The organism is Streptomyces sp. NPDC107498 (assembly GCF_055582805.1).
The window spans coordinates 1-20,209 of the sequence record NZ_JBVJPE010000042.1; the positions used below are offsets into that span (position 1 = coordinate 1).

Genomic DNA, 20,209 nt, shown 5'->3' on the forward strand with positions numbered 1-20,209 from the left:
CCCCCGGGTCCGCAAGGTGTGGGTCGACGGCGGCTACCGCCAGCACCTCGTCGAGCATGCCGCCACCCTCGGCATTGACATGCAGGTCATCGCCCGCAAGCCCGGGACCAGGGGCTTCACCCCGATCCCGAAACGATGGGCGGTGGAGCGGACCTACGGCTGGCTCATGCTGAACCGCCGCCTGGCCCGCGACTACGAGACCCTGCCCACCCGCTCCGAAGCCATGATCCGCCTCTCGATGACCGGCCTCATGGCCTGCCGCCTCACCGGCGAGAACACCATCTCCTGGCGCGACCCGAAGAAGACCACAGAACAACCCATCCCGGGATGAAACATCGGGCGAAAACGACCTCTAAGTCTCAACAACGCAGCGTCACCGAAGCAAGATCCGCCAAGTGCTGCGCTCATCCGCCAAGTAAAGATCTCGGCCGCAACAGCCGTTGCGCCGCTTACCTGTCCACGTGCTGCACTCCACCCAATGCGCGATTTATGAGTGATTAGATGTGTGAATCAATGCGCGATCGAATATGCTGCCCCTTGGAGGTGACCTCTGTGTCCACTGAGAACGAGCTGTTCAGCGCCGTGGATGCGCTACTGGAGCAAGTCGCACAGGACGACCTGCCGGTCCCTGCGGAGCGTAAACGCCTGCGGGAGGCGGCGGGCCTGAGCCAGGCGCAGATCGCGAAGGCGCTGGACGCCCGCCGGGAGGCGGTGGGGAACTGGGAGTCCGGCAAGACCGAGCCGCGGCCGCCGAAGCGCGCCGCGTACGCCCGGCTCCTGGAGGGCCTCGCCGCCCGCTTCCCCGCCCCGGCCGCCGACGCACCCACCCCGGCTCCGGCGCCGAGGGTGCCGGAGGCGTTCACCGGGCCCGTGCCCGTTCCCGTCCCGGTGGCCGAAGCGCCAGCGCCCCCGGCCCCGGCTGGTGCCGTACGACCGGCGCCCGCCATGAAGCCCGCCGCGTCGTCGCGGCGCCCGGGGGCGAAGAAGACGATGGCGATGGAGACCACGGCGTCGGAGGCCGTCGACCCGCGCTTCGAGAACGGTCCGCTCGCCGTCATCGACGTCGACACCGACGGTCAGGTCTCCGCGTACTGCGTCGGCGGCCTGGTCCTGGACGTGCCCGCCAAGTCCATTCCGGCCCTGGTCGACTGGACGCTGCGTGAGGCCAAGCTCGGTCAGCCGAAGCTGTCGGGGCCGGGCAAGGACGCCGATCCGCTGCTCGTGCTCACTCCGTCCGCCCTGGAGGGTTATGGCCTGCCCGTCACGCTCACGGAGGAGGAGAAGCACGCCGGGCGGATCCCGGAGGGCCACAAGGTCATCAAGCAGCTCGCGCGCGCAGAGTGGAAGCTCACGAAGCGGGGCTTCGGACCGTGGGCCCGGATCTACCGCCCCGCGACCGGCTCGGAGCGTGCCTGCGTGCAGCTGTGCATCCCGTCGTGGAACGCGCTCGACAGCCGGCACTGGGGCGAGGCCGGGCAGCTCCCGCCGGCGGAACTCGCCCGCGTCCTGGGCGTGTACGCCTCCCGCGTGATGACGCCGCGCGGCTCCACGGCCGTGACCGGCCTGGAGCTGATGACCGCGCTGCACCCGCCGACCCGGGCCTCCGAACCGGACGCCGACGGCAAGCGGCACTCCGAGCACAACCCCGGCAGCCTGGGCAAGGACGCCATCGACCCGCTGCACTTCCCGCCGTGCGAGGTCCCCGACGGCCATCCCGTCCTCAAGGACCTGCCGCGGTTCCACGTGCGCGGACCGGCGGAGAAGCTGTTCGAGGAGGCGTACGACTGGGCGCGGCCGATGACCGACGCCGAGTGCACCCTGCGCCACCTCGTCGGCATCGACGTCAACATGGCCTTCGCCGCCGGCGCCAACGGTCTGAACGTCGGCCTGGGCGAGGCGACGCACGTCAAGGCCCCGGCGTTCGACCCGAAGCTGCCCGGCTCGTGGCTGGTCGACCTCTCCCACGTCGATCTGTCCCGCGTGAAGGTCGGCAAGGAGTGGGTGGACCTGGACAGCTCACTGCTGCCCTCCCCGTTCACGCCGAAGGGCGAGCGCCCGGAGGGACCGGCCTGGTACGCGACGCCCACCGTCGCCTACGCGGTGGAGCTCGGCTACGAGGTGCGCCCGGTCGAGGCGTGGGTGCGGTACGACAACGGCCGCTACCTGGACGGCTGGTACAACCGGCTCCGTGACGCCTACCTCGCCACGATGGCCGACCTCGGCGCCGACGCCGACCTCGCCCCCGAGGACTTCCTCGCGGCGATGGACGGCTACAAGGGCCGTGACCCGGAGCTGGCGATCGTCGTGTCGGCGATCAAGGCCACGGTGAAGGGCGGCCTGGGCAAACTGCGCGAGCGGCCCCGGGGCGAGGGCTGGCGGCCCGGCGAGCCGTGGCGTGCCCTGTCCCGGCCGACGTGGCGGCCCGATATCCGGGCGGCGGTCATCTCCCGCACCCGGATCAACCTGCACCGCAAGATCGTCAAGCACGCGGCGTTCACCGGGCAGTACCCCATCGCGATCCTGTCCGACTGCGTCGTCTACGCCGCCGCCGGACCCTCGCCGCTGGACTTCCTGCCCTACCGCCAAGGCAAGCCGCTGCCTGGCGGGTTCAAGCTCGGCATCAACCCCGGCCTGGTCAAGCATGAGGGCACTCAGACCGTGCTGTGGGGCGAGGAAGTCCGGGAGAAGTTCGACGCCCCGGAGCTCAACCTCGCCCGGTACATCAAGGACGGCACCGTCACCGACGTCGACAACGGAGAGTAGGAGAGGGCCACGATGAGCCTGTTCGGGGACGGCCTGGACGCCGCGGTACAGAAGGCGTTCACCCGCCCGGCCCCCAAGTCGGCCGGCGCGCGGATGCGGTACCTGGTCAAGCAGCTGGGTGGCACGAAGGTGGTAGCCCAGATGCTGCGGGTGTCCCAGCGCACCGTCGAGCGGTACGTGAAGGACGAGATCAAGAAGCCCCGGGCCGATCTCGCCGCGCGCCTGGAGCGCGAGGTGAAGAAGCGGTGGCAGCCGCAGATCCGGGCAAAGGCCCGGGCGAAGGCGGCGACCACGGGCGGCATCGTCATCGACGCCCGCGCTCGCATGGGCTACACCGCCCCGATCGGGTCGACGGACCAGGACCGCATCCGCCACCTGACCGTCGCCCTGCCCCCGGTCTACGCGGCCCGGCTCTTCGACGCCCAGGAAGCCGGCGCCAGTGACGCCGAGCTCCAGCAGATCACCGCCGAGGCCCTCAAGGAGGCGTACTTCCAGGACGACGGCCGCCGCGCCGGGTCCCTGGAAGAGGTCCGGTTCACGGACATCGAGCACATCGAGTTCGGCCTGTAGCCCGACTCCTCGTAACCAAGCATCTGGCCCCGGCATTCGAGCTGCCGGGGCCAGACGTTTCGCATCCTCGGTCAGCCGACCCGCCGGGGCCAGACGTTTCGCACCTTCGGTCAGCCGACCCGCCGGGCACGGCGGCGTTCCTGCCAGCCCGGCGGAGGCGCGGCGGCCGCTCCGGCGACCTAACCGGGCGCCACGAACGTCTCCTCCAGGCATATGACGTCCTTCATCTTCCAGGCGGCGGCCCTCAGCTTGCCGTTCCGGCGGTGCGGGGCAAACGCGGCCGGCCCCGAAGGCGCCCGGACGTCGTGCTCGGTGACCGCGGATACGACCACGACAAGTACCGCCGTCTCGTGGGGGAGCTTGGAATGAAACCGGTGATCGCCCGCCGCGGGACCGATCACGGAGCCTTTTCCAACCTGCCCGTCAGCACAGTTGGTGACGTCCGACTGAGAGTTCGGGACATGTCGGCCAGCTGTGGACCTGCTGGTCAAAGGCCTGTCATCGACCGGCGTAGCCGGCCGCCCCCATGCCCTTGCCAGTACAGATGCGAGGTTGGAAAGGCTCAGCGAACCCTCTAAGTCCCGCTAGTGATCGTTGTGCCGATCAAGATCACTGTGGCCGTCCGCGCGGCCTCAGACTTGCAGGGCGGGGTGGCTGGGGTAGCCACCGTGTCCTAGTCCGTGACGACATTTGGGGGAATCGCATCGTGAGCGAACGCGTCATTGAGCCCAAGAGCCGGGGCTTCCTGTTCCTCGACTCCCATCCTGCCGGCTGCCAGCAGCTGGTGGACGAGATGTGGCAGGCCGTTCCCGCCCCGGCCCCCGCAGGGAGCGAAGGGGCGGTGGCTCTGGTGATCGGCTCCTCTGCCGGGTACGGCCTGGCCGCCACGATCGCGGGCCTGGCCCGAGTCGGCATCCGCGGCATCGGAGTCTGCTTCGAGAAGCCGCCCGCGCGGCGCACCGGCACGGCCGGCTGGTACCGCACCGCCGCCACCGCCCGGCTCGCCCGACAGCACGGGCGAGACATGGTCTTCCTCAATGGCGACGCATTCAGCGACACGGTGAAGGAGCAGGTTGCCGACCTCCTCACGGAGCGGTTCGGGGGACGGCTTGACTATCTGATCTATTCGGTGGCCGCGCCTCGCCGCACCGACCCGGACACCGGCGACGTGTATGCCTCGGTCCTCAAGCCGATCGGCTCGCCGTACACCACCAAGACGCTCGTCTTCGACGAGCACGGCGCCCCGGAGGTGAAGGAGGTCACTACTGCGCCGGCCGAAGGAGACGACGTCGAGCAGACCGTGGCGGTGATGGGCGGCACCGACTGGGAACGGTGGATCACGTTCCTGGCCGACCGGTCCCTGCTCGCCGACGGCTTCACCACCGCCGCTCTGTCCTACATCGGCTCGCCTCTCACCGCGGCCATCTACCGGCAGGGCACCATCGGCGCCGCGAAGGCTCATCTGGAAGCCACCGCGCGCACGTTGGACGAGCGCCTCGGTAAGACCCTGGGCGGCCGGGCCGTGACCTCGGTCAACGCCGCTGCAGTTACCCAGTCCTCCACCGCCATCCCCGGCATCGCCCTGTACGTCGGGCTGCTGCGCGGCGTCCTCGGCGATGCCATGGTGACCCCGATCGGCCAATTGGTGGACCTGTGGGACCAGCTGACCGGTGCCCGCCTGCTTGACCTCGACGACGAGGGCCGGGTCCGCCTCGACACCTGGGAACTCGATTCCACCGTGCAAAACGCCGTCGCCGAACGCTGGAGCACCGCCACCAGCGACACCATCACCGAACTTGCCGACCTCGACTGGTTCAGCGATGAAGTCCGACGCCTCTACGGCTTCTCCGTCCCCGCCATCGACTACACAGCCCCCGTCGAAACCGACGTCCCCTGGCCCACCACCTGAACCGCGCCTCGATCACCGGGCTACGTCCGGGCCGCTCAGGACACCGCCACCATCGACGAGATCTGGGACGACGTCATCAGCGACCTCGACTCCGACTACACCGCCTACGCCCACGTCTCCTCCGTTGGCCTCAGCGCTTGACCGCCCCTCTACGGCATGTGCCTCCGGGCCGACAGGCCGGGGGCACAGCTATCTGCTCTTGTCTCACTTCTTCGGTCGGCATGACCAGTGCTCGGGCAAGCCTTCGGTTCTGCAAGGCTTGCGGGCATACCGCAGCCGAAGTGACAGAGTTCGACCTTCATCGGAAAACTCGAAAGTGGCGTCAGGAGTTCACCCCCTGGTGAGAAGACCCAGGTCGGCAAGGTGCGGTCCTCGTGTGCAGGGAGGGCCCCGAGGAGTCATTCCGCCCGGCGGGACAGCACTGGTGCGGTCCTTGTGTGCAAGGGCGGTCCCCCTCCAGGAGAATCTACGAGCGAGAGGAAAGCGGGAACAATCCCGTGGCGGGCGTCGTTCGACTCCAGGCCCATCCACCCGGACTCAGGAGTGTTTTGACCGACGACGTGAACACCGCCCTCCCCGCCCCGTTGCCTTCCCTCGCCACCCAGGCCGAGAGGCTGATCGAGCTCGGGGTGCACGAGCTCGCCGGGCTTTCCTCCGACGAGTTGCGGGCCTTCACCGGGGCCGTCGACGGAGACGCCCTGCTCGCCGTGCACCCGGACCTGGTACCGGCGTCCGCGCTCGCGCCGCTGCTACGCCGTGACGACAAGCATGGGTTCGTGGTGCTCGACATGCCGGACGTCGACGACTTTCGACCGTACGGCGTCGAGGTCCCGGACGCCCCGCTCTACCTCGTCACCGGGCTCGACCGCGGCGACCGCATGGCGAACTGGAGCCCCGAGGAGGCGCTGCCGGCGATCGTGCGGGAGGGACGCAGCCCGCTCACGCTTGCCGAGGGGATCCACTGGGCGCTCCAGCAGCCGGCCGCACTGGAGCGCAACCACTGTTTCATGACCATCGGGTCGCGGCTGCGCAAGGCGAACGGCACCTACGACGCCCGTACGCCGGCGATCTGGATCAGCAACGGAACGGGGCGGGACGGCCGCGAGCGGCGCAACGCCCCGAAGGTCGGCTGGTGCTGGTGGGGCAACCGGCATACCTGGCTGGGTTTCGGCTCGGCCACTGGCCGCCGGTCGTAGGGAGAGGTCGTGCGGCCCCACCCGGTGGGGCGTGGCCGCACGAGCCGTGGGCCAGCTCCTCTCATGGTTCCGGTTGCTGGAGCACGGGGGGCTTCGGTCTGTCGAGGCCACGGTCGGCCAGCGATGTCGCGTGCCAGGGTGACGGTATGGATGGGCAGTCTGAGAGCTCGGAACTCTGGGCGTTCCTGAAGTCCCTGCACTGTGGCGACATCCTGTCCGGCACCGTTGCGGCGATCGAGCAATTCGGGGTCTTCGTGGCCCTGGACGACGGGCCTGCCCACCCGCTCTTCCCCGGTGTCGGGTTCATCGTCATCCCCGAACTGTCCTGGCGGCACATCGACGCCCCCACCGATGTCGTTCAGGTAGGCCAGCGTGTCTCGTGCGAGTTCCTCCAGTTCGACACCTACAACGCGGAGGCCAGACTGTCCTTGAAGGCACTGGAGCCCGACCCCCTCCGGGCTTTCGCCGACTGCACAGCGGTGGGCCAGGAACTCCGTGGGACGGTGGAGAAGGTGCTTCCCTTCGGCATCATCGTCGACCTCGGGGACGGGATCGCCGGGCTGGTCCCCTTCAGAGAAGCCCCCGGTCGGCCTGCGGTGAGTCCGGTGGAAGACTTCGAGGTCGGAGAGAAGGTCACCGTCGTCGTCACGGAAATCGCCCCGCCGACCCGCCGGGTTCTCCTCTCCAGGCCGCAGGGAGCCCGGCGCGAAGGTGTCGCGCCGGCTACGTGACGGTGGGCGTGCCCCAGCCGTTGATGTGAGCATGGGGCGGGGTGATCTGACGAATGCCGAGTGGGAACGGCTGCGTCCATTCCTGCCGGTGAGCAACGGGCGTTGTGGCCGGTGGCGGGCTCATCGGCAGGTGATCGACGGGATTTTGCACCGGGTGCGGACCGGGGTGCAGTGGCGTGACCTGCCCGAACGGTTCGGCCCGTGGAAGACCGTCTATGAACGCCATCGCCTGTGGTCGGCCGACGGAACCTGGGAACGTCTGCTCCAGCAGGTCCAGGCCGCAGCGGATGCCGTGGGCGAGATCGACTGGGACATCTTCTCGGTCGACTCCACCATCGTCCGTCCGCATCAGCATGCGGCCGGCGCCCGCACCGACCCGCCACCGGCCCCAGGATCAAAGGGGGCCTCAGGGATGGAACACCAGGACGAGACGCTTGGGCAGAGCCTGGTCGCCCGCCTGGTGGAGGTGGTGCGGGAGGTGAGGGCCTGGGCCGCTCGCGGGGCGGGTTCACCACCAAGCTCCACCTGGGCGCGGACGGCCGCTGCCGCCCGCTGTCTCTGATTGTTACCCCAGGTCAGCGGCCGGACTGCATGCAGTTCATCGCCGTGATGGAGAAGATCCGAGTTCCGAGACTCGGGCCGGGGCGGCCGCGCGTGAAGCCGGAAAGCCTCGCTGCCGACAAGGCGTACAGCAACGGGCCCGTCCGTGAATACCTTCGGCACTGAGAAATCCGCCACGTGATTCCGGAGAAGACCGACAGCCAGGCGGCCCGCCGGCGCAAAGGTTCACGCGGAGGACAGCCACCCGGCTTCGACGAGGAGCGGTACAAGAAGCGCAACACCGTCGAGCGGACCATCAACCGCCTGAAACGGTCCCGGGCGGTCGCCACCCGCTACGACAAGCGCGGCTATGTCTACCTCGGCACCGTGACCGCCGCAGCAATCGTCATCTGACTTCGAACATGATCGACCGGACAGGTCCTAGGAGCAGCAGGCGGGGCGGGGGCGGCACCGGAGTGGAACAGGATGCTCAGAGCGTCGGGCGGGCCGTTCACAGGCGTGGTGCGCCGGCGGCGGGGTGACGGGTGCGGGGGACGCCTGCCGTCTCCGCGGTGCCCGGCGATGCGGGGGTGGGCGTCACCTCGATCACGTCGACGAGCCTGCGCAGCTTGTGCTGGGCGCGCAGGGCGTCGGACTGTGCTACGCATACGACGGCTGTGGCCGTGTTCGCCGGTGCGGTGGTGTAGGTCAGGTCCAGCACGTGGTGGTTGTTGAGCGTGGCGGCCAACCGCGTGAGTGTTCCGTGGCCGGGCTGGAGCGTGACGGTGAGTCGGGTGTGTTCCATGGGTGGTGGTCCTGTTCATGGAGGCCGTGGTGGGGCCGGAAAATGGAAAAGACCCCTCGCCAGGTGCGAGAGGTCTGCGTGCGGGCGGTGAGCGCGGGGAGGGTCACTCCCTCGGGCTCGGTGCCGGCACGCTGCCGCTGATAATCAGCTGCTGCTGCATGCCCGGCATGCTGGCACAACCCGGCCGTAGCCCGGAAGGCCATCTCACACTGCGGGCGTTGCCGACGAGGGGCGGCCCCTGCACCGAAGGGGCCGCCCCTCGTCGGCGACGCCCCTCTCAGCTACCGCGTGCTGCGGACGTGAATGACCGTAACGGATATGCGGGGGCGCATACTGGTAGCAATGACAAAGCCCAGTGCACCGAAGCGCTTCTTGCCCACCAGCCCCTTCAAAGCCCCGGTCACGCTGCCTCCCGAGCAGTTCGCTGTAGGCGACCAGGTCACCCACGACGTGCACGGCCTCGGCCGGGTCACCGGCATCGAGGACGGGATAGCGGCGGTCGTGGATTTCGGCTCGACGCAAGAGCGGATCTTGAGTCCGTACGCCAAGATGAGCAAGCTGTAGGACCGCCGTGCCCGGCCACGGCACACCAGATCCGTTCATGGACCTGCAATGAAGAGGACCCTGTCATCGACCTGACCTCGCCGTTCTCCGCTCCGGAAGGGGCGTCCCCCTGCGCTGCCGCAGCATCACCGCATCCCACCACACATCCCTTCCAGGCGCCCGACTTCGGGGAGGTCGAAACCTTCCTACTCGACGAGGATGCGCAAGCATCCGCCTCTGGCACGAGTGCGGCTCGACGCGAGGCAGACTAGGGGCAGACCGTCAGGTAGTCGACCTCACCGGCCCGGGCACGTTCCAACTGCCGGGCGACGCCGGCCAAGTGGTGGTCAGACCCCGCCCACCCGCACGATGCCAGGTCCGCATGCACCAGATCACGGGCTGACAGCCTCGATACAACGCCGATCCCACGTGGCGCCAACCCGTTTCCCCAGCCCGCGGCAGACCACGCCCGCACTGATCGGAAGATCCTTTACGGGACAGCCCTTGCCGCGTGAGATGTCTGCCTGGACCAAGAAGCACACCACAATGCCATCCAGCGCATCCTGTGTCATCCCTCCCGGTCGCCGGCGCATCCCCGGTAAGGGCTCTGTCGTTGGCCCGGGGGAGGTGCAGGGAAGTGATGGGGGATGCGAAGGCGCTGCCGGCGTTGATCCGGCGCCGGTACTGCGAGGGCGCCAGCATCGCCGTGCTGGCCAGGGAACTGGGGGTGTCGAAGACCACCGTCCAGCGGCACGTACCGGCGCAGGAATGGCGCGATGCAGCGGCCGCCGCACGACAGCGCCACCAGAACCGAGCCGGACAACCGTATGAGAAGGCGCTGCGTGCCCAGGTCGTGCGCCTCTACCGTTCAGGGATGCCGCAGCAGCGGGTTGCGGTCCACCCTCAAGATCTCGGTCGCAGCGGTGACCGCACGACTCGACGTCTCCCAGCGCCGCTCCCGTAAGGAAGCGACACGGCTTGCCGTCCAGCAGCAGGGTGAGCTTCTGCCCCAGGACGAGATCATCGCCCGGTACCTGCAGGTTCTTCGGTCAAGATCCGCTGGGACCACTCCACTTGCCCGTGGTGGCGAGGGTGTAGGGCTTGGTCTTCTGGTGCCGAGTTCGGCGTCCGATGGTGCGGGCGAAGTCGCCGGAGCGGCTCATGCCGTGCTGCCTGCCGCAGCGGCACGCAGCGCGGCATCTACAGAGTGCGGGTTTATCGGGTGATCGGCGTGGCGCCGGTCACGGCGACGGACAGGTCCCAGAGCCGGGCGGCCTCCTCGGGGTCGATGGCGTACGCGCGCACGCCGCCGTCATCCATGGGGGCGCCGGGGGCGGAAACGCGGGCGACGTCGCAGTCCTCCAGGTAGAGCCCGCCGCGGCCGTCGAGGAGGGGGGACGTAGCGGCCCACAGGCCGGTGGCTGCCCCCTGAGAGGGGGTCTTGAAGTCTGCGCCGACCACATTGCCGTGCTTGTCCACCCACCCGCGGTCGATCTGCTCCTGGAGCGTCATCTCCCGCTGGAGACCGGTGATGATCTTGCCGGGGTGGAGGCTGAACGCCCGGACCCCGTCGCCTTGCCCGAGGGCATCGAGGTGCACGGCGAACAGGGCGTTGGCGGTCTTGGCCTGGCCGTAGGCCAGCCACTGGTCGTAGCCGGTGCGGAAGTGCGGATCGTGCCAGCGGATGCCGGTCAGGGTGTGTCCGGCGGAGCTGTTCACCACGACGCGCGCGCCGCCTGCGGCGGCCAGGAGCGGGTAGAGCTCGCAGGCGAGGGTGAAGTGTCCGAAGTGGTTGGCGGTGAGCTGGCCTTCCCAGCCGGGCCCGACGCGTCGCTCCGGAGTGGCCATGACACCGGCGACGGCCATCAGGAGGTCGAGCCGGTCGATACGGTCGCTGATGTGCGCGGCGGCTGAGTGGACACTGTCGAGGTCGGCCAGGTCCATGGGGAGGACCTCGCTGCCCTTCACCTCCTTCAGAGCGGCACGAGCGACGTGGGGGCGGCGAGCGGGAACGATGACCCGGGCCCCGGCGGCCGTCAGAGCCCGGGTGGTTTCCAGGCCGAGCCCGGAGTAGCCCCCGGTCACCACGGCGGTCGTGCCGGAAAGGTCATGGCCGGCCGCGATGACCTCGGCGGTGGTGTCAGCGGAGAAGGGCGAGCCGAGCGGCTGCTGATCGGTAACGGTCATGCCGTGAACGCTACGATCTAGAGTGAGGTCTAGATCAAGTCCAGGGGGGAGCGGCATGACAACCACCGAAGCCGCCGCGCAGTCGCTGAGCATCGGCGAGGTGGCTGAGCGGACCGGACTGAGCGTGCACGCCCTGCGCTTCTATGAGCGCGAGGGCCTGCTCGTCGGCCCGGTCCGGCGCACGTCGGGCGGCCGACGGCGCTACACCTCCCTCGATGTCGACTGGCTGCTGATCTGCGTCAAGCTCCGCGAATCCGGTATGCCGCTCGCCGATCTCAAGCGCTTCGCCGAACTGGTACGCCACGGGCCGGGCAACGAGGCGGAACGCCTGCGCCTGCTCGACGCCCATCGACAGCGCGTCGACGCACAGATCCAGGCACTGGAGGAGTGCCGATCCGTCATCGCTTGGAAGGTCGGCGTCTACGCCGAGCACCTCGCCGGCGGCGAAGCCGGCGGGCTCTGGGACCCGACAGCCTGAGGCGAGCACGGACGGCCTCGTCAGAACTGCAGGTCACAGAGCCTGCTCCCCGCACCCGCGGGGATGGTCCCGTCACTCCGGACGGCACGGCCGGGATCGCGTTCCTCGCCTCCCTCGCCGACGAGACGACCCTCCATCCCGACATCCGGTCGAACGCCTCGGCCTCGCCGCGCGCCCTCGGCCGCAACCGCATCGGACGGTGAGCCATCGGACCCGGCGGTGACCGCGGGCCCGGCCCCGGCCGCACCTCCTGAAGCCCCTGTGGCCAGGGGCGGGGTTCCTATCCGCTGTCTTCACGTCATAGGGGGGGTGAAGGGATGAAACGTGGGCAAGTGCGGGCGGAAGGGAAAAATAATGCTTCGATCGACCAGGAGGAGCCTTGAGTGACTTCCAGGAATCGAGCCGTCGGCAGGACAACAGCACGGCGGCGGTAGCGCAGACGGCCCAGGACAAGGCGGGTGAGGGCGCCGCCCTGGTCGGCGGGAAGGCCGCCGAGGTGGGTGGGACGGCCAAGGAGCAGGCGGCCAACGTCGTCGGTGAGGCCACCGCTCAGGCGCGGAGTCTTGTCGACGACCTGCGGGGCCAGCTCCAGGGGCAGGCGCAGTCCCAGACCGAGCGTCTGGCGGAGAACGTGCGTCGGCTCGCTCAGGAGCTGCGGGAGATGAGCGAGGGCGGCAAGCCCGACTCCACCATGGCGGGTGTGGCCCGTCAGCTGGCCGATGGAGGCGATCAGGCCGCCTCGCGCATCGAGCAGCGCGGCCCCGATGGGCTTGTCGGTGACCTGCAGGACTTCGCTCGTCGCCGCCCAGGGGCCTTCCTGGCGGGCGCCGCGGTGGCCGGGTTCCTGGTGGGCCGCGTCGGCAAGGGAGTGGGCGCGGCCTCCTCCACCAACACCGGCAGCGGCGAGGGCAACGGCTCCGCCGCCCCGGAGCGGACCGCGGGCGGCGTCGCTCCGCCCGCCCGCTCCGGCGTGCCCGCCGGTTACGAGGATCTCACCGGCGCCTATGGCCAGTCGCAGCCCCCGCATGTGGTTCCGACACCGCCCTCCTACCCGCCGTCGGGCGGTGCGCAGCCGTACGGCGGCTCGCCGCGCCCGGGAGAGGGGATGTGACCCGTGGCCACCGCATACCAGGAACGGCCGACCCGTCCCGGACCGCCGCCGGCGGCTGCGGAGCCGTCGATCGGTGATCTGGTCGGTGAGATCAGCCAGGACCTGACGGGTCTGGTCCGCACCGAGATCGAACTGGCGAAGACCGAGCTGAAGCAGGAGTCGGCGAAGGCCGGCAAGGCGGCCGGAATGCTGGGCGGTGCGGGCTATGCAGGTCACATGGTGCTGCTGTTCGGCAGCCTCACAGCCGTATTCGCCCTGGCCCACGTACTCGACATCGCGTGGGCCGCACTGATCGTCACCGCCCTGTGGGCCGCCGTGGGCGCGGCGCTCTACATCAGCGGACGTGCCGGTTGGCGCAACGTCCATCTCAAGCCCGAACAGGCCGTGGAATCGCTGAAGGAGGACGGACGATGGGCCCGACACCCGACGAGCTGAGGACCGATGCGGAGTACCGGCGCGCGCACCTGGCGCACAACGTCGATGCTCTGGCCGAGAGGATGGCCCCGCGCAGGGTGGCACGGCGCAAGGTTGATTCGGTGCGCCACCGGGTCAGCGGAGTGAAGGAGCGTGTGATGGGTACGGCACACGGCGCGGCGGACGGAGCGTCCGAGAGCCTGAGTCAGACTGCGGACAGCATGACGGCGACCGCCAGAGAGGTCGGCGCAACCGTGGGCGAGACCGTTCAGCAGGCGCCTTCGCAGGTGAAGCGGCAGACCCAGGGCAGCCCGCTGGGCGCGGGACTGATCGCCTTCGGCGCCGGCATGTTGGCCGCTGCTCTCCTCCCGGCCACGGAGGCGGAGGAACGCGCGGGACAGAAGCTGCGCGAGCACTCCGGTGAACTGCTGGAGCCCGTCAAGCAGACGGTCCTCGAAGGGGCCCAGGAGGTCAAGGAGGAGATGCGGGAGCCCGCGGCCCAGGCCGTGGAATCGGTGAAGGACACCGCCCAGGAAGCGGCGGAGGCCACCAAGGACCACGCGCAGAGCGCTGGCCAGGAGACAGCACAGGGGCTCCGTCAGGTGGGCCAGGATGCCGCCGAAGAAGTACGCCGCACCCCCGGTTCTTCCTGACCTCACTTTCGCAACAGGACGCCTGAAAACAGCGCGGGCCTCGCGGCTTTCTCGCGGGCCCGCGCTTCACACTGTGCGATGCCGCATGCGGTCAGCTGACCAGTGGGCAAGGGCGAGCCCGCTCGGCCGGGGCGAGAGGCCTACCAGCCGAGCGGGCGCACAGAAATTTGTTCTGCTTCCCTGCCGTCAGCGGTCGCGCATGTCGTCGTCGGTGTCGGCTTCGATCTTCTCCTTGCGCACCTCGCCGGAGACGGTTTCCTCGTCGGTCTGTTCCTCGGTGGTCAGGCGCACGCGTTCCACGGGGACGGCTTCAGTCGCCACGACCGGCCGCTCCTCGTGGAGGATCACCTCGTGTTCGGCCTCGGTGATGTCCGGACCCGACATGGCAGCGTCGCGGTTGGCGTCGGTGATCGGTTCGCGCTCGATGCGGACCTCTTCGTGACGCACGGGGATGGTCTGCTGCACCTCCTCGGTCACGACGTACTTGCGCAGCCTGACGCGGCCCATCTCGCGGCGTTCGGTGCCGACGTGCATCTGCTCTTCCGAGCGGGTCATCGCGCTGTCGGACTCCTCCATGCCTTCCGAACGCATGTTTGCCGAGGTGTCGGTGTCGTCGGTGCGGGCCCAGCCTTCGGTGCCGGGCTGGTTGGCCTGGCTCCAGGCGGCGTCCCAGTCGATGCCGTAGTGCTCGTAGAGGCGGTGCTCTTCTTCTTCGGAGAGGTGGCCGCCGGAGTCGACGTCGACGTTGGGTGCGTCCTGGATCTTGTCCTTGTCGAAGGGGACCTCGAGGTGGTCCTCGACCATGGTGGCGTCCTTGATGGGGACGAAGGACTCGTTCATGCCGAACATGCCGGTTTTGATGCTGACCCATTCCGGCTGGCCGGTGGCGTCGTCGAGGAAGACGTGCTTGGCCTCGCCGAGCTTGTTGCCGTCGGAGTCATAGACGGAGTGGTCGAGTACAGAGGAGATCTGCTCCCGAGTGATCATTTTCACTCCTTTTGTGTAGATATTTATCTTTTGGTCGTCCTGGTGCCTACCCCTGTGGCTTCCACGCAACCGCTCAAACCCGGCCCTACGGTCGCTGCATCAGACGGGCGTGGGTGGACAGCCGCCGGATATGACGCGCACACCGAAACCCGAGCACGGTGAGGACCGCGAGCCCACTGCCGACGCAAGCCGGCGCGGCGGCGTGGGTCCCGACGAGGAGGTCGAGGAGCGGGCTCCAGATCGGCTCTCCGAAATGCCGAAGCGGTCCTGGACGGCTGTGCTGCGCGGCACGCTGAAGGAGTTCAAGGACGACGAGCTCGCCGACCGGGCCGCGGCGCTGACGTACTACGCGGTGCTGGCCCTCTTCCCGGCCCTGCTGGTGCTGGTGTCGCTGCTGGGCATCGTGGGCGAGTCGGCAACCAAGCAGGTGCTGGACAACCTGCAGAAGCTGACCCCCGGCTCTGCGCGCGACGTGATCAGCAACGCGGTCCAGCAGCTCCAGAGCAACAGCGGTGTCAGCTCCATCCTGGCCCTCGTCGGCCTGGCGGTCGCGCTCTGGTCGGCCTCCGGCTATGTGGCCGCTTTCATCCGCACCTCGAACGCCGTCTACGACATGCCCGAGGGCCGCCCGGTGTGGAAGGTGTTGCCGCTCCGGCTGGCACTGACGGTCACGTTGATGATTCTCGCCGTGGTCAGCGCGCTGATCGTGGTGTTCACCGGGGGCCTGGCCCGACAGGCCGGCGCCGCCCTCGGGGTGGGCGACACAGTGCTGACGGTGTGGTCGATCGCGAAGTGGCCGGTCCTCGTCCTGCTCGTCACGATCATGATCGCGATCTTGTACTGGGCCGCCCCGAACGCCAAGGGTCGCGGCTTCAGGTGGATCACTCCCGGCAGTCTCCTGGCGCTGGTGATCTGGATGATCGCCTCGGCCGGCTTTGCCTTCTATGTGGCGAACTTCGGCTCGTACAACAAGACGTACGGGACCCTCGCCGGCGTGATCATCTTCCTGGTATGGCTGTGGATCACCAACCTGGCCATCCTCCTGGGCCTGGAGTTCGATGCCGAGATGACTCGCCAGCGTGCCATCGTCGGCGGCCATCCCGAGGATGAGGAGCCGTACGTCGAGCCCCGGGACACCCGTAAGTGGAGTGATGAGGACCGCCGCCGCTCGGAGTGAGTAGCGCGTGGAAGGGGCGCGGGCGGGGAGGCGGGCAAGCATGGGAATCCCGGCCGCGGTGCGTAACGGTGATCATTGGTTTACCAAGCGGATGGCCGCCTGGGATTCTGCCCGGGCCCGCCAGCTCCTTCCGCCGGTGCAGGAAGCGGCCGAGCACACGAAGTTGTGTGGGTGGCCGCGCTGGTCATGGGGCCGGGGCGGCTGGCGGGGCGGTAAGGCAGCCGTTGCCGGGATCACGGCTATGCCAGTAGCGGAGTTGCTGGCCAACGCGGTCGCGAAACAGCTCGTCGAGTGGTGCCGCCCGCCCCCATTGGTCTGTCGGGCGCTTGTCGGACGGGGAACCGTCCGGTGCCGGCGTTTTGGTGTGAGCGGGGGAGTAGGGCGCTTGCGGTTTTGCCGCCGGTCTTGTGGCGGGTCGCGGTGGTGGTGCGGGCGAGGCGGTTGACCATGGGCGGCCGAAGCCTCCGGTGTCGCCGTTGGGGTCGGGGGTGCGCATGCGGGGGTGTATTGATCACGAGCGTTGTTAACGCCGGCAGGCCTTGATCATGGCGAAGACCTCCGGTGTGGTGGAGGTGTCTAGGCTCCACACCACACACGGAGGTCTTCGTGTCACACCGTAACGCCCGGCTGACCATTCACGGCAGGCGGATCCTGGTCGAACGCGTCCTTGCAGGCCGTCCGGTCGCGCATGTGGCCGCCGAGATGGGCATATCAAGGCCCACGGCCCACAAATGGGTCCGCCGTTGGAAGAGCGAAGGAGACGCGGGTCTGGCTGACCACTCCAGCAGGCCGGGCAGGACCCCGCGCCGGACACCAGCCGCCGTGGAAGAGCGAGTCTGCGGCTTGCGGCGGACCCGAAAGCTCGGGCCCGCGCGGATCGGCCCGATCGTGGGACTGCCCACCTCGACCGTGCACCGCATCCTCACCCGCCACCGGCTCAACCGGCTGGCCTTCATAGACCGGCCGACCGGCACCGTGATCCGCCGCTACGAACGCGAGCGACCCGGCGAGCTCATCCACGTCGACGTGAAGAAACTCGGGCGGATCCCCGACGGCGGCGGACATCGCGTGCTGGGCCGCGACGTGGGCCGGCCCGTCCGCGGCATGGGGTTCGACTACGTCCACTCCGCCGTGGACGACCACTCCCGCCTCGCCTACAGCGAGATCCACTCGGATGAGAAGGTCGTGACCTGCGCGGCCTTCCTGGCCCGCGCGGCCGCGTTCTTCCACGCGCATGGCATCACCCGCATCGAGCGGGTTCTGACCGACAACGCCTGGGCCTACCGCAAGGGCCTGGCCTGGAAGAACGTCCTGGCCCAGCTCGGCGCGACGGGCAAGCTGACCCGGGCCTACCGGCCGCAGACCAACGGCAAGGTCGAACGCTTCCACCGCACCCTGCTCGACGAATGGGCCTACCTGCGGCCCTACACCTCGAACGACGAACGGACAGCGGCCCTGGCAGACTTCCTGCACACCTACAACCACCACCGCTGCCACACCGCACTCGACGGACACCCGCCCATCACCCGCGTCAACAACGCTGCGGGTCAATACACCTAGCGGCCCGGCCCGCGCGTGGCATTCCGGGATGGCCACGGCATCGAAGGAAGACATCACGCACATGCGGCCGAAGCAGCGCAACAAGTACCGCCGCCTCGGCTTCACATGGCCAGAGATCAAGAAGACCGACCGCGCGCGTTGGCGGATGTGAAGGAGTCAGACTCCGACCGGCAGAGACGCACCACATCACAAGACGTGCTCACATTTGCCTGTGCGCACTGGGGTCGGACGGTACGCAGATCAGGAACCCTGATGAGTCACGGAGGCACCCTCACGCAGAGGGCCCGCTACCACTTCCACTGCACCGGCATCGGGCACCAGGCCAGCCTCCAGCACCTCCAAACCGCCCACGGACAAGGCGGCCATCGCCACCAGGTAGATCGCGACCTGGTGGTGCTCCATCCGCTCGACCAGACTGTGTGGTTCCTGCTGCGGCACCCGAACTGCTCCCTCGTGCTGTGCCCCCGCCCCGTGGCGGCCGCGCCCTCCATCCGCACAGGCCCCGGTGCACGGCCTGGCCTGCGGTTCCCGCTCAGTGGGCGGCTTGGCTGCCGCTCCTTGCAGGTGGCGGCCCCAGGGTGGGCATCCCGAGGTCGGCAGGTGCCGGTGCCGTCCGGCAGGACGCCTTCCGGCGTCGGTGCCGGACGACGAGGACACCGAGTCCGGCGGCCACAGCCAGGAGCGCCAGGGCGGGCATCCACAGCGCGCCGATCGCGGAGGTGACGCCGATGCCGCCGAGGACGGCCAGGATCGGGCCCGCGCAACAGAGTGCGCAGGCGGCGGCTGCGGCCGCGCCGGCGCCGAGGGTGCCCCAGGGCCGGGAGCGGCGGGGAGAGGGGGCGGTCATGCGGTGGCTCCGAAGAGGTCGGCCAGCATCCCGGCGGCGGACTCGGGCGCCCGCACCTCCAGCTGGACAGCGGTCGGGGTCAGGTGCAGACGGAAGTCGAAGAACGCGCAACAGCCCTGCTCCGCCGCCGCGAGCGCGGCGACCTCGCCGGCCAGCTCGGCCCCGGCGGGGAAGATCAGGCGGACGCCGTCGTCGATCTCCTCGCGCTGTTCGGCTTTGCCGACCAGCCGGCGCCACTGCTCGGTGCGCTCGCCCAGCTCGGCATCGCCCAGGGTGCAGGCGACCGGGGCGTCCCGCCACGGTTCGGACTCCGGGGAGAGACGGGTCGGGGACAGCGCGACCGGCATGGGTCCGGCCGCGGCCGCCAGCCCGGGTGTGGTGCAGCCGCAGTCCGGGCCGCACGCTCCCGCGGGCGCCGGGCCCGAGAGGTCGGCGTGGACGCCTGCGAGGTGTGCGGAGAATGCGCGCAGCTCGGCGATCCGGCCGTCGGTCTTGGCGATCCGGCCTGCGACCAGGGGCAGCATCCGGGCCCGTACGGAGGCGCACACCCCTTCCTCGCGGAGACCGAGAAGTTCGCGGATCTCCTCCAGGGCCAGGCCGAGGAGCTTGGCCGAGGAGATGAAGGCCAGGCGCTCCACCGCGTCTTCGCCGTACACCCGGTAGCCGGACGGCGTGCGGTCGGCGGGCAGCAGACCGGCGTCCTCGTAGAAGCGCAGCGTCGTCGCCGGAACGCTGGAGCGCTCGGCCAGCTGCGAGATGCGGTAGGTCGTCACACAGCCGACGGTAAACCTTCGACCCGACTCGAAGGTCAAGCCCGAATCCGCCTGCCCGGTGCCCTGGCCCGGTCAGTCGGCGACAGCCGGCTCCGGCACGGAGACAGCGACATCACGCACGCCCATCCGCAGGTGCTCGACATGGAAGAGGGCCTGGTCGAGGAGCTCGGCGACGTGGTTGTCGTAGAGGGCATAAACGATGGAGCGGCCGTGCCGCTCGCCGGTGACCAGACCGAGGTTGCGCAGCAGACGTAGCTGATGCGAGCAGGCGGAGGCTTCCATCCCGACCGCCTCGGCAAGATCGCTGACCGAGCACGGCCCCTCCTGGAGCCGGGCCAGGATGTAGAGCCGCGAGGGAGTCGCGAGGGCCTGAAGGGTGGCCGCGACGTCGGCGGTCCCGACCGCGTCGAGGCGCTCGCGCGTGGTGGCGTTGCTTTCACTGCCAGTTCCGTGGCCCATGGGGCCATCATACCGATGACACCTGAAGACCTATTCAGGCGTTCCTGTATGGTGAAGGTGTTGCCCCAGTCCGCCCGTGAAGGGTTGTTTTGTCATGTCTTCTGTCCTCGACCAGCGGCCCGCACCGCCCGCCGCCGACCCGCGGCCGGCGCCCCCGCGGCGCCGCACGCGGGTCCTGGCGTTGCCGGAAGCCCGATGGGCACTGGCCTCGCTGGTCCTGTTCCTCCTCGCACTGCCCGTCTACCTGGCGGGCGGACCGTCCTGGCTGTGGGGTGTGCTGTTCGCCGCCACCTACATCACAGGCGGTTGGGAGCCGGGGTGGGAGGGTCTGAAGGCCCTGAAGGACAAGACCTTGGACGTGGATCTGCTGATGGTGGTGGCCGCCCTCGGCGCGGCCGCGATCGGGCAGGTCCTAGGCCGTTTCCTTCGGATCATCTGATCGTTGGTTGATGTGTGTCGTTGACTGACGCCCAGTGGGCACGCATCGAGCCGTTGCTGCCGGACCG

24 protein-coding genes and 2 pseudogenes are annotated in these 20,209 nt (G+C 69.2%); 17 read left to right on the plus strand and 9 right to left on the minus strand.

The window, feature by feature from the left end; all coding sequences use genetic code 11:
* The 3 genes from ACZ66Z_RS35890 to tpg all read left to right on the plus strand — a co-directional run.
* The coding region (locus ACZ66Z_RS35890; RefSeq protein WP_469940118.1) for a transposase at window positions 1–331 on the plus strand (331 nt) is incomplete at its 5' end.
* Window positions 332–513: 182 nt separating this feature from the next.
* On the plus strand, window positions 514–2,763 hold the full coding sequence (gene tap / locus ACZ66Z_RS35895) for a telomere-associated protein Tap (RefSeq protein ID WP_469940119.1): 2,250 nt from the start codon (window positions 514–516) through the stop codon (window positions 2,761–2,763).
* A 12-nt stretch (window positions 2,764–2,775) separates the two neighbouring features.
* Window positions 2,776–3,333 (plus strand): telomere-protecting terminal protein Tpg, encoded by a 558-nt coding sequence (gene tpg, locus ACZ66Z_RS35900; protein ID WP_469940120.1) that lies wholly within the window; start codon window positions 2,776–2,778, stop codon window positions 3,331–3,333.
* Between the two features lie 179 nt (window positions 3,334–3,512).
* Here the strand turns inward: tpg and ACZ66Z_RS35905 are convergent, their stop codons facing one another.
* The gene (locus ACZ66Z_RS35905; protein WP_469940121.1) at window positions 3,513–3,665 is read right to left on the minus strand and encodes a hypothetical protein; all 153 of its coding nucleotides are present in this window, start codon (window positions 3,663–3,665) and stop codon (window positions 3,513–3,515) included.
* A 374-nt stretch (window positions 3,666–4,039) separates the two neighbouring features.
* On the opposite strand from ACZ66Z_RS35905, the gene fabV reads away from it, so the two are divergent.
* The 4 genes and pseudogenes from fabV (at window position 4,040) to ACZ66Z_RS35925 (ending at window position 8,123) form a co-directional block, all read left to right on the plus strand.
* Complete coding sequence (gene fabV / locus ACZ66Z_RS35910) at window positions 4,040–5,242, plus strand: enoyl-[acyl-carrier-protein] reductase FabV (RefSeq protein ID WP_469940122.1); 1,203 nt, start codon at window positions 4,040–4,042, stop codon at window positions 5,240–5,242.
* A 548-nt stretch (window positions 5,243–5,790) separates the two neighbouring features.
* Window positions 5,791–6,438 (plus strand): DUF5701 family protein, encoded by a 648-nt coding sequence (locus ACZ66Z_RS35915; RefSeq protein ID WP_469940123.1) that lies wholly within the window; start codon window positions 5,791–5,793, stop codon window positions 6,436–6,438.
* Between the two features lie 146 nt (window positions 6,439–6,584).
* Complete coding sequence (locus tag ACZ66Z_RS35920; protein ID WP_469940125.1) at window positions 6,585–7,169, plus strand: S1 RNA-binding domain-containing protein; 585 nt, start codon at window positions 6,585–6,587, stop codon at window positions 7,167–7,169.
* A gap of 31 nt (window positions 7,170–7,200) precedes the next feature.
* Window positions 7,201–8,123: pseudogene (locus ACZ66Z_RS35925) on the plus strand (IS5 family transposase).
* A 97-nt stretch (window positions 8,124–8,220) separates the two neighbouring features.
* Here ACZ66Z_RS35925 and ACZ66Z_RS35930 read toward each other — a convergent pair.
* Window positions 8,221–8,514: a hypothetical protein gene (locus ACZ66Z_RS35930; RefSeq protein ID WP_469940127.1), complete on the minus strand. Its 294-nt coding sequence runs from the start codon at window positions 8,512–8,514 to the stop codon at window positions 8,221–8,223.
* A gap of 342 nt (window positions 8,515–8,856) precedes the next feature.
* Between ACZ66Z_RS35930 and ACZ66Z_RS35935 the strand changes: the two genes are divergently transcribed.
* Complete coding sequence (locus ACZ66Z_RS35935; protein ID WP_469940129.1) at window positions 8,857–9,078, plus strand: hypothetical protein; 222 nt, start codon at window positions 8,857–8,859, stop codon at window positions 9,076–9,078.
* Between the two features lie 250 nt (window positions 9,079–9,328).
* Here the strand turns inward: ACZ66Z_RS35935 and ACZ66Z_RS35940 are convergent.
* A pseudogene (locus ACZ66Z_RS35940) lies at window positions 9,329–9,496 on the minus strand (GNAT family N-acetyltransferase); the annotation flags it as partial.
* A gap of 201 nt (window positions 9,497–9,697) precedes the next feature.
* Between ACZ66Z_RS35940 and ACZ66Z_RS35945 the strand changes: the two are divergent.
* Window positions 9,698–10,021 carry a helix-turn-helix domain-containing protein gene (locus tag ACZ66Z_RS35945; protein ID WP_469940130.1) on the plus strand — a complete coding sequence of 108 codons (324 nt, stop codon included), beginning with the start codon at window positions 9,698–9,700 and terminating at the stop codon, window positions 10,019–10,021.
* A gap of 251 nt (window positions 10,022–10,272) precedes the next feature.
* On the opposite strand, the gene ACZ66Z_RS35950 is transcribed toward ACZ66Z_RS35945, so the two are convergent.
* Window positions 10,273–11,244, minus strand: a complete 972-nt coding sequence (locus tag ACZ66Z_RS35950; protein WP_469940131.1) for an SDR family NAD(P)-dependent oxidoreductase — start codon at window positions 11,242–11,244, stop codon at window positions 10,273–10,275.
* Between the two features lie 55 nt (window positions 11,245–11,299).
* Between ACZ66Z_RS35950 and ACZ66Z_RS35955 the strand changes: the two genes are divergently transcribed.
* The 4 genes from ACZ66Z_RS35955 to ACZ66Z_RS35970 all read left to right on the plus strand — a co-directional run bounded on the left by ACZ66Z_RS35955 (window position 11,300) and on the right by ACZ66Z_RS35970 (window position 13,900).
* Entirely contained in the window at window positions 11,300–11,722 is a 423-nt protein-coding gene (locus ACZ66Z_RS35955) for a MerR family transcriptional regulator (protein WP_469940133.1), read from the plus strand.
* A 379-nt stretch (window positions 11,723–12,101) separates the two neighbouring features.
* Complete coding sequence (locus ACZ66Z_RS35960) at window positions 12,102–12,833, plus strand: hypothetical protein (protein WP_469940135.1); 732 nt, start codon at window positions 12,102–12,104, stop codon at window positions 12,831–12,833.
* Between the two features lie 3 nt (window positions 12,834–12,836).
* Complete coding sequence (locus tag ACZ66Z_RS35965) at window positions 12,837–13,268, plus strand: phage holin family protein (RefSeq protein WP_469940136.1); 432 nt, start codon at window positions 12,837–12,839, stop codon at window positions 13,266–13,268.
* The gene (locus ACZ66Z_RS35970) at window positions 13,244–13,900 is read left to right on the plus strand and encodes a DUF3618 domain-containing protein (protein ID WP_469940138.1); all 657 of its coding nucleotides are present in this window, start codon (window positions 13,244–13,246) and stop codon (window positions 13,898–13,900) included. Before ACZ66Z_RS35965 ends, ACZ66Z_RS35970 begins: the two co-directional genes overlap by 25 nt.
* Before the next feature lie 186 nt (window positions 13,901–14,086).
* Here ACZ66Z_RS35970 and ACZ66Z_RS35975 read toward each other — a convergent pair whose 3' ends face one another.
* Entirely contained in the window at window positions 14,087–14,887 is an 801-nt protein-coding gene (locus ACZ66Z_RS35975; RefSeq protein ID WP_469940140.1) for a DUF2382 domain-containing protein, read from the minus strand.
* Between the two features lie 130 nt (window positions 14,888–15,017).
* Here ACZ66Z_RS35975 and ACZ66Z_RS35980 point away from each other — a divergent pair, with 130 nt between their 5' ends.
* The 3 genes from ACZ66Z_RS35980 to ACZ66Z_RS35990 all read left to right on the plus strand — a co-directional run bounded on the left by ACZ66Z_RS35980 (window position 15,018) and on the right by ACZ66Z_RS35990 (window position 17,775).
* A complete protein-coding gene (locus tag ACZ66Z_RS35980; protein ID WP_469940141.1) occupies window positions 15,018–16,064 on the plus strand; it encodes a YihY/virulence factor BrkB family protein in 1,047 nt (348 codons plus the stop codon).
* Between the two features lie 606 nt (window positions 16,065–16,670).
* Window positions 16,671–17,624, plus strand: coding sequence for an IS481 family transposase (locus ACZ66Z_RS35985; RefSeq protein WP_469940143.1), 954 nt, complete (start codon window positions 16,671–16,673; stop codon window positions 17,622–17,624).
* A gap of 28 nt (window positions 17,625–17,652) precedes the next feature.
* Window positions 17,653–17,775: a hypothetical protein gene (locus tag ACZ66Z_RS35990; protein WP_469940144.1), complete on the plus strand. Its 123-nt coding sequence runs from the start codon at window positions 17,653–17,655 to the stop codon at window positions 17,773–17,775.
* An 89-nt stretch (window positions 17,776–17,864) separates the two neighbouring features.
* On the opposite strand, the gene ACZ66Z_RS35995 is transcribed toward ACZ66Z_RS35990, so the two are convergent.
* The 4 genes from ACZ66Z_RS35995 to ACZ66Z_RS36010 form a co-directional block, all read right to left on the minus strand.
* A complete protein-coding gene (locus ACZ66Z_RS35995) occupies window positions 17,865–18,062 on the minus strand; it encodes a hypothetical protein (protein ID WP_469940146.1) in 198 nt (65 codons plus the stop codon).
* 94 nt (window positions 18,063–18,156) lie between these two features.
* Entirely contained in the window at window positions 18,157–18,471 is a 315-nt protein-coding gene (locus ACZ66Z_RS36000; RefSeq protein ID WP_469940147.1) for a hypothetical protein, read from the minus strand.
* Window positions 18,468–19,244, minus strand: a complete 777-nt coding sequence (locus tag ACZ66Z_RS36005) for a heavy metal-responsive transcriptional regulator (protein ID WP_469940149.1) — start codon at window positions 19,242–19,244, stop codon at window positions 18,468–18,470. Before ACZ66Z_RS36005 ends, ACZ66Z_RS36000 begins: the two co-directional genes overlap by 4 nt.
* A 72-nt stretch (window positions 19,245–19,316) precedes the next feature.
* Window positions 19,317–19,703: an ArsR/SmtB family transcription factor gene (locus tag ACZ66Z_RS36010; RefSeq protein WP_469940150.1), complete on the minus strand. Its 387-nt coding sequence runs from the start codon at window positions 19,701–19,703 to the stop codon at window positions 19,317–19,319.
* A 94-nt stretch (window positions 19,704–19,797) separates the two neighbouring features.
* Here ACZ66Z_RS36010 and ACZ66Z_RS36015 point away from each other — a divergent pair, with 94 nt between their 5' ends.
* Window positions 19,798–20,142, plus strand: a complete 345-nt coding sequence (locus ACZ66Z_RS36015) for a hypothetical protein (protein WP_469940151.1) — start codon at window positions 19,798–19,800, stop codon at window positions 20,140–20,142.
* Window positions 20,143–20,209 lie beyond the last annotated feature (67 nt).